This window comes from Streptomyces sp. NPDC038213, assembly GCF_055600495.1.
Window position 1 is genome coordinate 378,522 of record NZ_JBVJYM010000001.1, and the last position, 13,735, is coordinate 392,256.

Annotated in this window: 24 protein-coding genes; all 24 read right to left on the reverse strand. The window is 66.0% G+C overall.

Annotation, left to right across the window (positions count from 1 at the left end):
* Positions 1–9 precede the first annotated feature (9 nt).
* Positions 10–666, reverse strand: coding sequence for an adenylate kinase (locus ACZ7JZ_RS01725; RefSeq protein WP_470932073.1), 657 nt, complete (start codon positions 664–666; stop codon positions 10–12).
* The gene (gene secY, locus ACZ7JZ_RS01730; protein ID WP_470932075.1) at positions 666–1,985 is read right to left on the reverse strand and encodes a preprotein translocase subunit SecY; all 1,320 of its coding nucleotides are present in this window, start codon (positions 1,983–1,985) and stop codon (positions 666–668) included. The genes ACZ7JZ_RS01725 and secY overlap by 1 nt, the downstream gene beginning before the upstream one ends.
* Positions 1,986–2,331: 346 nt before the next feature.
* Complete coding sequence (rplO, locus tag ACZ7JZ_RS01735; protein WP_470932077.1) at positions 2,332–2,787, reverse strand: 50S ribosomal protein L15; 456 nt, start codon at positions 2,785–2,787, stop codon at positions 2,332–2,334.
* Positions 2,788–2,789: 2 nt separating this feature from the next.
* A complete protein-coding gene (gene rpmD, locus ACZ7JZ_RS01740; protein ID WP_005313525.1) occupies positions 2,790–2,972 on the reverse strand; it encodes a 50S ribosomal protein L30 in 183 nt (60 codons plus the stop codon).
* The gene (gene rpsE, locus ACZ7JZ_RS01745) at positions 2,972–3,577 is read right to left on the reverse strand and encodes a 30S ribosomal protein S5 (protein WP_030201551.1); all 606 of its coding nucleotides are present in this window, start codon (positions 3,575–3,577) and stop codon (positions 2,972–2,974) included. Before rpsE ends, rpmD begins: the two co-directional genes overlap by 1 nt.
* Positions 3,578–3,622: 45 nt before the next feature.
* A complete protein-coding gene (gene rplR, locus ACZ7JZ_RS01750) occupies positions 3,623–4,006 on the reverse strand; it encodes a 50S ribosomal protein L18 (RefSeq protein ID WP_470932079.1) in 384 nt (127 codons plus the stop codon).
* A gap of 4 nt (positions 4,007–4,010) precedes the next feature.
* A complete protein-coding gene (gene rplF, locus ACZ7JZ_RS01755; RefSeq protein WP_365104012.1) occupies positions 4,011–4,550 on the reverse strand; it encodes a 50S ribosomal protein L6 in 540 nt (179 codons plus the stop codon).
* 20 nt (positions 4,551–4,570) lie between these two features.
* The gene (gene rpsH, locus ACZ7JZ_RS01760) at positions 4,571–4,969 is read right to left on the reverse strand and encodes a 30S ribosomal protein S8 (RefSeq protein ID WP_079429302.1); all 399 of its coding nucleotides are present in this window, start codon (positions 4,967–4,969) and stop codon (positions 4,571–4,573) included.
* A gap of 222 nt (positions 4,970–5,191) precedes the next feature.
* A complete protein-coding gene (locus tag ACZ7JZ_RS01765; protein WP_003956452.1) occupies positions 5,192–5,377 on the reverse strand; it encodes a type Z 30S ribosomal protein S14 in 186 nt (61 codons plus the stop codon).
* 5 nt (positions 5,378–5,382) lie between these two features.
* On the reverse strand, positions 5,383–5,934 hold the full coding sequence (rplE, locus tag ACZ7JZ_RS01770; RefSeq protein ID WP_352193892.1) for a 50S ribosomal protein L5: 552 nt from the start codon (positions 5,932–5,934) through the stop codon (positions 5,383–5,385).
* Positions 5,934–6,245 carry a 50S ribosomal protein L24 gene (gene rplX / locus ACZ7JZ_RS01775; protein WP_470932082.1) on the reverse strand — a complete coding sequence of 104 codons (312 nt, stop codon included), beginning with the start codon at positions 6,243–6,245 and terminating at the stop codon, positions 5,934–5,936. Before rplX ends, rplE begins: the two co-directional genes overlap by 1 nt.
* A gap of 2 nt (positions 6,246–6,247) precedes the next feature.
* On the reverse strand, positions 6,248–6,616 hold the full coding sequence (gene rplN / locus ACZ7JZ_RS01780) for a 50S ribosomal protein L14 (RefSeq protein ID WP_003956455.1): 369 nt from the start codon (positions 6,614–6,616) through the stop codon (positions 6,248–6,250).
* A 117-nt stretch (positions 6,617–6,733) separates the two neighbouring features.
* Positions 6,734–7,015: a 30S ribosomal protein S17 gene (rpsQ, locus tag ACZ7JZ_RS01785; protein WP_470932084.1), complete on the reverse strand. Its 282-nt coding sequence runs from the start codon at positions 7,013–7,015 to the stop codon at positions 6,734–6,736.
* Positions 7,015–7,239 carry a 50S ribosomal protein L29 gene (gene rpmC, locus ACZ7JZ_RS01790; protein ID WP_030201568.1) on the reverse strand — a complete coding sequence of 75 codons (225 nt, stop codon included), beginning with the start codon at positions 7,237–7,239 and terminating at the stop codon, positions 7,015–7,017. Before rpmC ends, rpsQ begins: the two co-directional genes overlap by 1 nt.
* Complete coding sequence (gene rplP / locus ACZ7JZ_RS01795; protein WP_352193895.1) at positions 7,239–7,658, reverse strand: 50S ribosomal protein L16; 420 nt, start codon at positions 7,656–7,658, stop codon at positions 7,239–7,241. The genes rpmC and rplP overlap by 1 nt, the downstream gene beginning before the upstream one ends.
* A 5-nt stretch (positions 7,659–7,663) precedes the next feature.
* Positions 7,664–8,497, reverse strand: coding sequence for a 30S ribosomal protein S3 (gene rpsC, locus ACZ7JZ_RS01800; protein ID WP_470932087.1), 834 nt, complete (start codon positions 8,495–8,497; stop codon positions 7,664–7,666).
* Positions 8,497–8,844, reverse strand: a complete 348-nt coding sequence (rplV, locus tag ACZ7JZ_RS01805; RefSeq protein ID WP_351320261.1) for a 50S ribosomal protein L22 — start codon at positions 8,842–8,844, stop codon at positions 8,497–8,499. Before rplV ends, rpsC begins: the two co-directional genes overlap by 1 nt.
* A gap of 43 nt (positions 8,845–8,887) precedes the next feature.
* A complete protein-coding gene (gene rpsS, locus ACZ7JZ_RS01810; protein ID WP_007265903.1) occupies positions 8,888–9,169 on the reverse strand; it encodes a 30S ribosomal protein S19 in 282 nt (93 codons plus the stop codon).
* A gap of 12 nt (positions 9,170–9,181) precedes the next feature.
* On the reverse strand, positions 9,182–10,018 hold the full coding sequence (rplB, locus tag ACZ7JZ_RS01815) for a 50S ribosomal protein L2 (protein WP_470932089.1): 837 nt from the start codon (positions 10,016–10,018) through the stop codon (positions 9,182–9,184).
* Between the two features lie 39 nt (positions 10,019–10,057).
* Positions 10,058–10,378 carry a 50S ribosomal protein L23 gene (rplW, locus tag ACZ7JZ_RS01820; RefSeq protein ID WP_125642234.1) on the reverse strand — a complete coding sequence of 107 codons (321 nt, stop codon included), beginning with the start codon at positions 10,376–10,378 and terminating at the stop codon, positions 10,058–10,060.
* Positions 10,378–11,028, reverse strand: coding sequence for a 50S ribosomal protein L4 (rplD, locus tag ACZ7JZ_RS01825; RefSeq protein WP_470932091.1), 651 nt, complete (start codon positions 11,026–11,028; stop codon positions 10,378–10,380). Before rplD ends, rplW begins: the two co-directional genes overlap by 1 nt.
* A gap of 5 nt (positions 11,029–11,033) precedes the next feature.
* Complete coding sequence (rplC, locus tag ACZ7JZ_RS01830; RefSeq protein WP_470932093.1) at positions 11,034–11,678, reverse strand: 50S ribosomal protein L3; 645 nt, start codon at positions 11,676–11,678, stop codon at positions 11,034–11,036.
* 14 nt (positions 11,679–11,692) lie between these two features.
* Positions 11,693–12,001, reverse strand: a complete 309-nt coding sequence (gene rpsJ, locus ACZ7JZ_RS01835; RefSeq protein WP_003948644.1) for a 30S ribosomal protein S10 — start codon at positions 11,999–12,001, stop codon at positions 11,693–11,695.
* A 540-nt stretch (positions 12,002–12,541) separates the two neighbouring features.
* Positions 12,542–13,735: an elongation factor Tu gene (gene tuf / locus ACZ7JZ_RS01840; RefSeq protein WP_470932095.1), complete on the reverse strand. Its 1,194-nt coding sequence runs from the start codon at positions 13,733–13,735 to the stop codon at positions 12,542–12,544.

Genomic DNA, 13,735 nt, shown 5'->3' on the forward strand with positions numbered 1-13,735 from the left:
CGGGGTGGATCAGGCGGCGTCGCCCTGGAGGGCGGCCATGGCGCGCGCGGTGACCTCGTCGACCTTGCCGAGCGCCGGGATGGTCACGACCAGGCCCTGGGCCTTGTAGTGGTCGATGATCGGCTCGGTCTCGGTGTGGTAGACGTCCAGCCGCTTGCGGACGGTCTCCTCGGCGTCGTCGGGACGCTGGTAGAGCTCGCCGCCGCAGGTGTCGCAGACCCCCTCGGCCTTCGGCGCGGAGTACACGACGTGGAAGACGTGGCTGGAGTCGTTGCGGCAGATGCGCCGGCCGGCGATCCGCTTGACGACCTCGTCCTCGGGGACCTCGAGGTCCAGGACCGCGTCGAGCTTCAGGCCCCCGCCCTGCAGGATCGCGTCGAGCGCCTCGGCCTGCGAGACGTTGCGCGGGAAGCCGTCGAGCAGGAAGCCGCCCTCGGCGTCGGCCTGCCGCATGCGGTCCTCGGCCATGCCGATGGTGACCTCGTCGGGCACGAGCTCGCCGGCGTCCATGTAGCCCTTGGCCTTCACACCGAGCTCGGTGCCCTGGCTGATGTTGGCCCGGAAGAGGTCGCCCGTGGAGATGTGCGGGATCGAGAGGTTCCGGGCAAGGAACGCGGCCTGCGTTCCCTTGCCCGCACCGGGAGGCCCGACGAGGACGATACGCATCAGCGGAGGAACCCTTCGTAATTGCGCTGCTGGAGCTGGCTCTCGATCTGCTTCACGGTTTCCAGACCCACACCCACGATGATCAGGATGCTCGTCCCGCCGAACGGGAAGTTCTGGTTCGCCCCGAAGCCCGCCAACGCCATCGTCGGCACAAGAGCGATGAGACCCAGGTACAGCGACCCCGGCCAGGTGATCCGGTTGAGCACGTAGCTCAGGTACTCGGCAGTAGGTCGACCGGCCCGGATGCCCGGGATGAACCCACCATACTTCTTCATGTTGTCGGCGACTTCCTCCGGGTTGAACGAGATCGCCACGTAGAAGAAGGCGAAGAACACGATCAGGAGGAAGTAGACGGCGATGTAGTACGGGTGGTCGCCCTTGACGAAGTGCTTCTGGATCCAGACGGCCCAGCCGGCCTGGGAGTTGCTGAACTGGACGATCAGCGCCGGGATGTACAGCAGCGAAGAGGCGAAGATGACGGGGATGATGCCCGCCTGGTTCACCTTGAGCGGGATGTACGTCGACGTACCCCCGTAGGCCCGACGGCCGATCATGCGCTTCGCGTACTGCACCGGGATCCGGCGCTGGGCCTGCTCGACGAAGACCACGAGGCCCACCATCGCGAGGCCGACCAGCATGACGACGCCGAACTCCACCCAGCCGTCAGCGATCTTGCCCTGCTCCTTGATGGCCCACAGGGAGCCGATGAAGCCGGCGGCGATGGAGATGAACATGAGGATCGACATGCCGTTGCCGATACCGCGGTCGGTGATGAGCTCGCCCATCCACATGACCACGCAGGTACCGGCGGTCATCGTGATGACCATGACGACCGTGGTGAAGATCGACTGGTTCGGCACGATCTGGTTGGCGACCGGGCAGCCCGAACCCTGGAAGAGCGCACCGCTGCGGGCGGTGGCGACGAGGCCGGTGCCCTGGAGGACGGCGAGCGCGACCGTCAGGTAGCGCGTGTACTGCGTGATCTTCGCCGTGCCGGACTGGCCCTCCTTCTTGAGGTTCTCCAGCCGGGGGATGACCACGGTCAGCAGCTGCAGGATGATGCTCGCCGTGATGTACGGCATGATGCCGAGCGCGAAGATGGTGATCTGGAGCAGCGCACCACCGCTGAACATCTGCATCAGGCCCATGAGGCCCTGTCCGGAACCGGCCTGGTCGAGGCAGATCTGGACGTTCTTGTAGCTGACCCCGGGGATCGGGATCTGCGACCCGAGCCGGAACAGCACAATGATGCCGAGTGTGAAGAGCAGCTTCTTGCGCAGGTCGGGCGTCTTGAACGCCCGGGCGAACGCGGTGAGCACGGTGCCTCCTGCGACCCCCGCGTACGCGTGAGGTGACGGTTTGGTCAGTCGGTGGTTACAGACGAGGCGGTCGCACACTGGTCGAGGGTGCAGACAGCCCGGAGATTAGCAACGCCACCTTACCCGTAGCCCACGTCACCGTGAAACATCCAGTCTGGACCACGGCAGCCGGACGCGCCGCCCTTGCCCCGGACCGTACGGCTTTCGGTGGGTACGACCGACGTGAATCACCACCGCAAGGACGAGCCCGGAAACGCCGGAAGCCCGGCCGGCACCCCCGAAAGGGGTACCGGCCGGGCTTCTTGTACGGGTGTCAGCGAGTGACGTCCGCAGACTCCGGGGAGTCTCAGACCAGCTCGGTGACGGTGCCGCCGGCAGCGGCGATCTTCTCCTTGGCGGAGCCGGAGACGGCGTCGACCGTCACCTGCAGCGCCACGGAGACCTCGCCCTGGCCCAGGACCTTCACGAGGCTGTTCTTGCGCACGGCACCGCGCTCGACGAGACCGGCCACGGTGACCTCTCCACCCTCGGGGTAGAGCTCGGCCAGCTTGGCCAGGTTCACGACCTGGTACTCCGTGCGGAACGGGTTCTTGAAGCCCTTCAGCTTCGGAAGACGCATGTGGAGGGGCATCTGGCCACCCTCGAAGCGCTCCGGAACCTGGTAGCGGGCCTTCGTACCCTTGGTACCACGACCAGCCGTCTTACCCTTCGACGCCTCACCACGACCCACACGGGTCTTGGCGGTCTTGGCGCCCGGGGCGGGACGGAGGTTGTGGATCTTGAGCGGGTTGTTCTCCGCCATGATCAGTCGACCTCCTCAACCGTCACGAGGTGGCGGACGGTGTGCACCATGCCGCGGAACTCGGGGCGGTCCTCCTTGACGACCACGTCGTTCAGGCGCTTGAGCCCGAGCGAACGCAGCGTGTCGCGGTGGTTCTGCTTGCTGCCGATGTACGACTTCGTCTGCGTGATCTTGAGGCGGGCCATTACGCACCCGCCCCGGCACGCGCACGAAGGAGAGCCGCGGGGGCGACGTCCTCGAGGGGCAGACCGCGGCGGGCCGCGATCTCCTCGGGACGCTGCAGGCCCTTCAGGGCCTCCACGGTCGCGTGCACGATGTTGATCGCGTTGTCGGAGCCGAGCGACTTCGACAGGATGTCGTGAACGCCGGCGCACTCGAGAACGGCGCGCACCGGGCCACCGGCGATCACACCGGTACCGGGGGAAGCAGGCTTCAGCAGGACGACGCCCGCAGCCTTCTCGCCCTGGATGGGGTGCGGGATGGTGCCCTGGATACGGGGGACCTTGAAGAAGTGCTTCTTGGCCTCCTCAACACCCTTGGCGATGGCGGCCGGCACCTCCTTGGCCTTGCCGTAACCGACACCCACGGTGCCGTCACCGTCACCCACCACGACCAGCGCGGTGAAGGAGAAACGACGACCACCCTTGACAACCTTGGCGACGCGGTTGATCGCGACTACGCGCTCAACGTACGCGGTCTTCTCGGCGGCAGCAGCGCCACCGTCGCGACCCTTCCGGTCCCGCCGCTCGCCGCCACCGGCACCGCTTCCGCGGCGCTGGGGTCCAGCCATTGGATTACCTCTCTCTGTTACGTCCGTTAGTCCCGGAACCGGGGCTTAGAACTTCAGCCCGGCTTCGCGGGCGGCGTCAGCCAGAGCGGCAATGCGCCCGGCGTACCTGTTGCCACCACGGTCGAACACGACGGCCTCGACACCGGCGGCCTTGGCGCGCTCGGCGACCAGGGCGCCGACCTGCTTGGCGGCCGCGGACTTGTCACCCTCGCCACCGCGGATCGACGCGTCCAGGTGGGACGCCGACGCCAGGGTGTGACCCTTGATGTCGTCGATCACCTGGGCGGAGATGCCGCGGTTGCTCCGGTTGACGACCAGGCGCGGACGCTCGGCCGTACCGGAGATGCTCTTGCGGATGCGGATGTGGCGGCGGGCCTTGGCAGCCCGCTTGTAAGCGTCGCCCTTGGCGATCTTCACACCGTATGCCATGGCTTTACTTACCAGCCTTTCCGACCTTGCGGCGGATGACCTCGCCCGCGTACTTGACGCCCTTGGCCTTGTACGGGTCGGGCTTCCGCAGCTTGCGGATGTTGGCGGCGACCTCGCCGACCTTCTGCTTGTCGATGCCCTCGACCGAGAACTTGGTCGGCGACTCGACCTTGAAGGAGATGCCCTCGGGCGCCTCCACCAGGATCGGGTGGCTGTAGCCGAGCTGGAACTCCAGGTTGGAGCCCTTCGCGGCCACGCGGTAACCGACACCGCTGATCTCGAGCGCCTTGGTGTATCCCGTGGTCACACCGGTGATCATGTTGGCCACCAGCGTGCGGGACAGGCCGTGGAGGGCCTTGTTCTGACGCTCGTCGTTCGGACGGGTGACGTTGAGAACGCCGTCCTCGCCCTTAACGATCTCGATCGGAGCGGCAACGGTGTGCGTCAGGGAACCCTTGGAGCCCTTGACGGTGACCGTGCGGCCATCGATGGTGACGTCCACGCCGGCGGGAACCGGGATGGGGAGCTTGCCGATACGAGACATAGCTTTTCCTCCGTTCCCGACTACCAGACGTAGGCGAGGACTTCCCCACCCACGCCCTTCTTCTGCGCCTGCTGGCCGGTCAGGAGACCGTGGGACGTGGAGATGATCGCCACGCCCAGGCCGCCGAGGACCTTCGGCAGGTTGGTGGACTTCGCGTACACGCGCAGACCCGGCTTCGAGATGCGCTTGATGCCGGCGATCGAGCGCTCGCGGTTCGGCCCGAACTTCAGCTCGAGGACGAGGTTCTTACCAACCTCGGCGTCCTCGACCTTCCAGCCGGTGATGAAACCCTCCTGCTTGAGGATCTCCGCGATGTGCGACTTGATCTTGCTGTGCGGCATCACGACCTGGTCGTGGTACGCCGAGTTTGCGTTACGCAGACGAGTCAGCATGTCTGCGATCGGGTCAGTCATGGTCATGAATCGGCCTTCGGCCTCTCTCGCCGGGGTTTCCTGTATGCGCCATCCCTCTCCCCACACAGGGGCGGGACGGGTGCGGCGCGGGGACCTACGGCGTAGTAAGTCGATAGGGCGGCGGACGCCCAACCCCACAAGCCTACGGCATGCGGGAAGGGCGGTCCGCCGTCCTGATGCTTACCGAGAGCGTCTGGAAAACCTCAACACCCAAAGGGTGAAGGGGATTTACCAGGAGCTCTTGGTCACGCCCGGCAGCTCGCCACGGTGAGCCATCTCACGGAGGCACACGCGGCACAGGCCGAACTTGCGGTACACGGAGTGCGGACGACCGCAGCGCTGGCAGCGGGTGTACGCACGCACGCCGAACTTGGGCTTGCGAGCAGCCTTCGCGATGAGAGCCTTCTTCGCCATCTCGCTTACGCCTCCTTGAAGGGGAAGCCGAGGTGACGCAGAAGGGCACGGCCCTCGTCGTCGTTGGTCGCCGTGGTCACCACGGTGATGTCCATACCCCGGACACGGTCGATCTTGTCCTGGTCGATCTCGTGGAACATGACCTGCTCCGTGAGACCGAAGGTGTAGTTGCCACGGCCGTCGAACTGCTTCGGGGACAGGCCGCGGAAGTCGCGGATGCGCGGGAGCGCCAGCGACAGGGTGCGGTCCAGGAACTCCCACATGCGGTCGCCACGGAGGGTGACGTGGGCACCGATCGGCTGGCCCTCACGCAGCTTGAACTGCGCGATGGACTTGCGGGCCTTGGTGACGGCCGGCTTCTGACCGGTGATCGTGGTGAGGTCCTTGATGGCACCCTCGATCAGCTTGGAGTCGCGGGCGGCGTCGCCCACACCCATGTTGACCACGATCTTCACGAGGCCGGGGATCTGCATGACGTTCTCGTAGGAGAACTCCTCACGCAGCTTGCCCGCGATCTCCTCGCGGTACTTCGTCTTCAGACGCGGAGTGGTAGCCATCAGATGTCCTCACCCGTGCGCTTGGCAACGCGGATCTTGTTGCCGTCCTCGTCGAAGCGGTAACCGACGCGGGTGACGACCTTCTTGCCGTCCTTCTCCACGACCAGCTGAACGTTGGACACGTGGACCGGGGCCTCGGTGATCACGATGCCGCCGGCCTGGTTCGGCGCAGCCTTCGTGTGCTTCTTGACCCGGTTGACACCCTCGACGAGGACGCGGTTCTCGGCGGGGAAGGCGACGATGACCTTGCCCTGCTTGCCCTTGTCCTTACCGGTGATGACCTGAACCAGGTCGCCCTTCTTGATCTTCATGCTTACAGCACCTCCGGCGCGAGCGAGATGATCTTCATGAACTTCTTCTCGCGCAGCTCACGGCCGACGGGGCCGAAGATACGGGTGCCGCGAGGGTCGCCGTCGTTCTTCAGAATGACGGCGGCGTTCTCGTCGAAGCGGATGTACGAGCCGTCCTGGCGGCGGCGCTCCTTGACGGTGCGAACGATGACCGCCTTGACGACGTCACCCTTCTTCACGTTGCCACCGGGGATCGCGTCCTTGACGGTGGCGACGATGACGTCACCGATGCCCGCGTAGCGGCGACCCGAACCACCGAGAACACGGATGCAAAGGATCTCCTTGGCACCAGTGTTGTCGGCGACGCGAAGTCGCGACTCCTGCTGGATCACGTCTATCTCCTGTTTGTCTGCCGGTTCCCGGCCGGGGCTCCTGGCAGGAGCCCCGGCCGAGCCTGGCGGAACGAATCCGGGGGACCCCCTGGACCTGTTTCCAGGGCCCCGGACTGATTACTTGGCCTTCTCGAGGATCTCGACGACGCGCCACCGCTTGGTCGCGGACAGCGGACGCGTCTCCATGAGGAGAACGCGGTCGCCGATACCCGCGGCGTTGGCCTCGTCGTGAGCCTTGAGCTTGTTCGTACGGCGGATGACCTTGCCGTACAGCGCGTGCTTCACACGGTCCTCGACGGCGACGACGACGGTCTTGTCCATCTTGTCGCTGACGACCAGACCCTCACGGGTCTTGCGGAAACCGCGCTCGGTCTTCTCAGTCACGTTGTTCTCGCTCATCAGGCGCTCTCCACCGTCTCGATACCGAGCTCACGCTCGTGCATCAGGGTGTAGATGCGAGCGATGTCCTTACGGACGGACTTGAGCCGGCCGTTGTTCTCCAGCTGACCCGTGGCCGCCTGGAAACGGAGCTTGAACAGCTCCTCCTTGGCCTCACGCAGCTTGGCAACGAGCTCCTCGTTGCCGAGCTCGCGCAGCTCCGACGCCTTGGTACCGGCCGCCATCACGACTCACCTGCCTCGCGCTTGACGATCCGGCACTTCATCGGCAGCTTGTGGGCCGCACGAGTCAGAGCCTCACGCGCAATCTTCTCGTTCGGGTAGGACAGCTCGAACATGACCCGGCCCGGGTGCACGTTCGCGATCCACCACTCCGGGGAACCCTTACCGGAACCCATGCGGGTCTCGGCAGGCTTCTTCGTGAGCGGGCGGTCCGGGTAGATGTTGATCCAGACCTTGCCGCCACGCTTGATGTGGCGGGTCATGGCGATACGAGCGGACTCGATCTGGCGGTTCGTCACGTACGCCGGGGTCAGCGCCTGGATGCCGTACTCGCCGAATGCCACCTCAGTGCCACCCTTGGCCATGCCGCGGCGCTTGGGGTGGTGCTGCTTGCGGTGCTTGACCCTACGAGGGATCAGCATGTCGGTCAGGCCTCCGTTCCGGTGCTCTCAGCCGGAGCGGCGGCAGCAGCCTCGGCCTTGGGGGCCTCGGCAGCAACAGCCTGCTGCGGCTTGCGGCCGCCACGGCCGCCACGCTCGCCACCGCGGCCACCACGGCCGGCGGGGCGGTCAGCGCCACCACGGGCCGGGCGGTTACCCGCACGGGCCGCAGCGTTCTCGGCGCGGACCTCGGCGATGTTCTTGACGTCGCCCTTGTAGATCCAGACCTTCACGCCGATGCGGCCGAAGGTGGTCTTGGCCTCGAAGAAGCCGTACTCGACGTTCGCGCGCAGCGTGTGCAGCGGCACACGACCCTCGCGGTAGAACTCCGAGCGGGACATCTCGGCGCCGCCGAGACGGCCGCCACACTGGATCTTGATGCCCTTGGCGCCGGCCTTCATGGCGGACTGCATGCTCTTGCGCATGGCCCGACGGAAGGAGACGCGGGAGGACAGCTGCTCCGCAACGGCCTGGGCGACGAGCTGAGCGTCGACCTCGGGGTTCTTGACCTCGAGGATGTTCAGCTGCACCTGCTTGCCGGTCAGCTTCTCGAGGTCGCCGCGGATGCGGTCGGCCTCGGCGCCGCGGCGGCCGATGACGATGCCCGGACGGGCGGTGTGGATGTCCACGCGGACACGGTCACGGGTGCGCTCGATCTCAACCTTCGAGATGCCGGCGCGCTCCATGCCGGACGTCATCATCCGACGGATGGCGACGTCTTCCTTGACGTAGTCCTTGTACAGCTTGTCGGCGTACCAGCGGGACTTGAAGTCCGTGGTGATGCCGAGCCGGAACCCGTGCGGGTTTACCTTCTGGCCCATTACCGGGTTCCTTCCTTGCTGCTGACGACCACGGTGATGTGGCTGGTCCGCTTGCGGATCCGGTAGGCACGGCCCTGGGCGCGCGGACGGAACCGCTTCAGGGTCGGACCCTCGTCCACGAACGCCTCGCTGATGAACAGCGAAGAGGAGTCCGTGTGGTTGTAGTTGTGCGCGGCGTTGGCGATGGCGCTGTCCAGCACCTTGCCAACGGGCACGCTCGCGGCCTGCGGGGCGAAACGCAGGACCGCCTGAGCCTCCGTGGCGTCCATGCCACGGATGAGGTCCACCACGCGGCGGGCCTTCATGGGCGTGACGCGGATGTACCGCGCCTGGGCCCTGGCTTCCATGGTTGTCCCTTCGGTGTAAGTCATAGTCGTTCCCACCCCGCGCTTAGCGGCGCTTCGACTTCCGGTCGTCCTTGACGTGGCCGCGGAAGGTGCGAGTCGGCGAGAACTCGCCGAGCTTGTGGCCGACCATGGACTCGGTGACGAACACCGGGACATGGGTCTTGCCGTTGTGCACCGCGATCGTGTGACCCAGCATGCTGGGAATGATCATCGAGCGACGGGACCAGGTCTTGATGACGTTCTTGGTGCCGGCTTCGTTCTGGGCGTCCACCTTCTTTACGAGGTGGTCGTCGACGAAGGGCCCCTTCTTGAGACTGCGCGGCATCTAAACCCGCTCCTAGCGCTTCTTGTTCGTCTTGCGGCGGCGGACGATGTACTTGTTCGAAGCCTTCTTCGGCGAACGAGTACGACCCTCCTTCTGACCCCACGGGGAGACCGGGTGGCGACCACCGGAGGTCTTGCCCTCACCACCACCGTGCGGGTGGTCAACCGGGTTCATCGCGACACCGCGGACGGTCGGGCGAACGCCCTTCCAGCGCATGCGGCCGGCCTTGCCCCAGTTGATGTTCGACTGCTCGGCGTTGCCGACCTCGCCGATGGTGGCGCGGCAGCGCACGTCCACGAGACGGATCTCGCCGGACGGCATGCGGAGGTGGGCGTGGGTGCCCTCCTTCGCCAGCAGCTGCACGGAGGCACCCGCGGAACGGGCGAACTTGGCGCCGCCACCGGGACGGAGCTCGATCGCGTGGATCGTGGTACCGACCGGGATGTTGCGGAGCGCCAGGTTGTTACCGGGCTTGATGTCGGCCGTCGGGCCGTTCTCGATCCGGTCGCCCTGGTTCAGGCCGCGCGGAGCGATGATGTAGCGCTTCTCGCCGTCCGCGTAGTGCAGGAGGGCGATACGAGCGGTGCGGTTGGGGTCGTACTCGATGTGCGCGACCTTGGCCGGCACGCCGTCCTTGTCGTGACGACGGAAGTCGATCACACGGTAGGCGCGCTTGTGTCCGCCACCCTGGTGGCGAACGGTCACACGACCGGCGTTGTTACGGCCGCCCTTGCTGTGCAGGGGACGGACCAGCGACTTCTCCGGCGTGGACCGCGTGATCTCGACAAAGTCGGCGACGCTGGAGCCACGACGGCCCGGAGTCGTCGGCTTGTACTTGCGGATACCCATTTCTCAGTCCTCGTCCGATATTCGGACCAGGGCGCTCCGTTAGGAGGCCTGGCCGAAGATGTCGATACGGTCGCCCTCGGCAAGGGTCACGATGGCGCGCTTGGTGTTGGCGCGCTTACCGAAACCGGTGCGGGTGCGCTTGCGCTTGCCCTGGCGGTTGATCGTGTTCACCCCGGCGACCTTGACCGAGAAGACCGCCTCGACGGCCTGCTTGATCTGGGTCTTGTTGGCACGGGGGTCGACGATGAACGTGTACTTGTTCTCGTCCAGCAGCGCGTAGCTCTTCTCGGAGACAACCGGGCGGACAAGGATGTCGCGCGGGTCCGTGAAGGTCTTGCTGGTGATCGTTGCCTCGGACATCAGGCCTCGTTCCCTTCGGTCTCAGCGGCCTTGGGGCCAGACACGAAGGACTCGAGAGCGGCCTGGGTGAAGACCACGTCGTCGGAGACGAGCACGTCGTACGTGTTCAGCTGGCCCGGCTCCAGGATGTGCACCTGGGGCAGGTTGCGGGCGGACAGCCACGCGGCCTCGTCGGCGCGCTCGACGACCAGGAGCAGGTTCTTGCGCTCCGAGATCTTGCCGAACAGGACCTTGGCGGCCTTGGTGGAAGCGGCACCCTCGACCACGCCGGAGACGACGTGGATGCGGGAGTGACGGGCCCGGTCGGTGAGGGCACCGCGGAGGGCGGCGGCCTTCATCTTCTTCGGGGTCCGCTGCGAGTAGTCACGCGGCACGGGGCCGTGAACGACGCCACCGCCGGCGAACTGCGGCGCACGGGTCGAACCCTGACGGGCGCGGCCGGTGCCCTTCTGGCGGTACGGCTTCTTGCCACCACCGCGGACCTCGCCACGCGTCTTGACCTTGTGCGTACCCTGACGGGCGGCGGCCAGCTGCGCGACGACGACCTGGTGGATCAGCGGAACGCTGACCTTGGCGTCGAAGATCTCGGCCGGGAGCTCGACGGTCCCGGTCTTGTCGCCGGCGGGCGACAGAATGTCAATGGTGCTCATAGTCCTCAGGCCCCCTTGGCCGCAGTGCGGACCAGGACGAGGCCGCCGTTCGGACCAGGAACCGCGCCCTTGATGAGCAGCAGGCCCTTCTCCGCGTCAACGGCGTGAACGGTCAGGTTCTGGGTGGTGACCCGGTCGTTACCCATCCGGCCGGCCATCTTCATACCCTTGAAGACGCGGCCCGGGGTGGCGCAGCCACCGATCGAACCCGGCTTGCGGTGGACACGGTGGGCACCGTGCGACGCCTTGCCACCACGGAAGTTGTGGCGCTTCATGACACCGGCGAAGCCCTTGCCCTTGCTCGTGCCCGTGACGTCAACCTTGACGCCGGACTCGAACACCTCGGCAGTGATCTCCTGGCCGAGCGTGTACTCGCTGGCGTCGGAGGTACGGAGCTCCACCAGGTGGCGGCGCGGGGTGACGTCGGCCTTGGCGAAGTGACCCTTGAGGGGCTTGTTCACCTTGCGCGGGTCGATCTCGCCGAAGGCGATCTGGACCGACTCGTAGCCGTCGATGTCGTTGGTGCGGACCTGGGTGACGACACAGGGCCCGGCCTTGACTACGGTCACGGGGACGACACGGTTGTTCTCGTCCCAGACCTGGGTCATGCCGAGCTTCTCGCCCAGGACGCCCTTGATCAGCTTAGCCATCTTCTCCGCGCCTCTCAGAGCTTGATCTCGATGTCAACGCCGGCCGGAAGGTCCAGGCGCATCAGCGAGTCAACGGTCTTGGGCGTCGGGTCGAGGATGTCGATCAGGCGCTTGTGCGTGCGCATCTCGAAGTGCTCGCGCGAGTCCTTGTACTTGTGCGGCGACTTGATGACGCAGTACACGTTCTTCTCAGTGGGCAGCGGCACCGGGCCCGCGACCGACGCACCAGTGCGGGTCACCGTCTCGACGATCTTCTTCGCCGAGGAGTCGATGACCTCGTGGTCGTAGGCCTTGAGCCGGATGCGGATCTTCTGTCCCGCCATGGCTACTTCGTAGTCCTTTGTCTCTGTGGAACGCTCTGGTACTCGGTCGGCTGCGCTTTTGCGCGGCTCTCCTCTCCGACCCCCGCGGTCGGGCGTGTCGCACTCCCGCTTCTGAAAATTCCCATACGGAAATTCCCTGCCAGAGGGTGTGCGGTCCGGGACCGCGGATCGGGGGGAAGAACACCCACCGAGTGCCTGGCCGGCACCCCGCTGACGCTTCCCGGAAGATTCCCGTACGTCCGCCCCATTGCTGCCCCGGAGGGCAGATAAAGGCGACGAGTACTGTGGGACTCGCTTCCGGTCCTCCCGGCGGGAGGCGCGCAGCATCGGTACTCAACCGAGCAACTTGAACAGTCTGCCATACATGACGCAGAGGGCGCCAATCGCAAGCGGGGAGGGTACCCCATCTCACATTTCCCAGGCGCCCCCGCCACGCGGGGCACGACCCCGCGCACAGCGGAAGGGCCCCGGTCCACCGCTCGCGCGGCGGGCCGGGGCCCTCCTCAGCAGCTCTGGAGAGCTACCAGGTCAGAACCCGAATTACTTCGTGATCTTGGTGACCTGGCCGGCGCCGACGGTACGACCACCCTCACGGATGGCGAACTTCAGGCCCTCCTCCATGGCGACCGGCTGGATCAGCGCGACCGACATGTCGGTGTTGTCGCCCGGCATGACCATCTCGGTGCCCTCGGGGAGGGTCACGACGCCGGTCACGTCCGTGGTACGGAAGTAGAACTGCGGGCGGTAGTTGTTGAAGAACGGGGTGTGACGGCCACCCTCGTCCTTCGACAGGATGTACGCGGTGGCCTCGAACTCGGTGTGCGGGGTGACCGAACCGGGCTTGATGATGACCTGGCCGCGCTCGACGTCCTCGCGCTTGATGCCACGGAGGAGCAGACCGACGTTCTCACCGGCCTGGCCCTCGTCGAGCAGCTTGCGGAACATCTCGATGCCGGTGACCGTGGTGGTGGTCTTCTCCTGCTTGATGCCGATGATGTCAACGGTCTCGTTGACCTTCAGGACACCACGCTCGATGCGGCCGGTGACGACGGTGCCACGACCGGTGATCGTGAAGACGTCCTCGACGGGCATCAGGAACGGCTTGTCGGTCTCACGCGGCGGGGTCGGGATCGACTCGTCGACGGCAGCCATGAGGCCGAGGAGCTTCTCGCCCCACTCCTTGTCGCCCTCGAGCGCCTTGAGCGCCGAGACCTGCACGACGGGGAGCTCGTCGCCCGGGAAGTCGTACTCGGAGAGGAGCTCACGGACCTCGAGCTCGACGAGCTCCAGGATCTCCTCGTCGTCCACCATGTCGGCCTTGTTCAGGGCGACGACGATGTACGGAACGCCGACCTGGCGGGCCAGGAGCACGTGCTCCTTGGTCTGCGGCATCGGGCCGTCGGTGGCGGCGACCACGAGGATGGCGCCGTCCATCTGCGCGGCACCGGTGATCATGTTCTTGATGTAGTCCGCGTGACCCGGGCAGTCGACGTGGGCGTAGTGACGCGCCTCGGTCTGGTACTCGACGTGCGCGATCGAGATCGTGATACCGCGCTGGCGCTCCTCGGGAGCCTTGTCGATCTGGTCGAAGGCCGAGGCCTCGTTCAGGTCCGGGTACGCGTCGTGCAGCACCTTGGTAATGGCGGCCGTGAGGGTCGTCTTACCGTGGTCAATGTGACCGATGGTGCCGATGTTGACGTGCGGCTTAGTCCGCTCGAACTTCGCCTTCGCCAC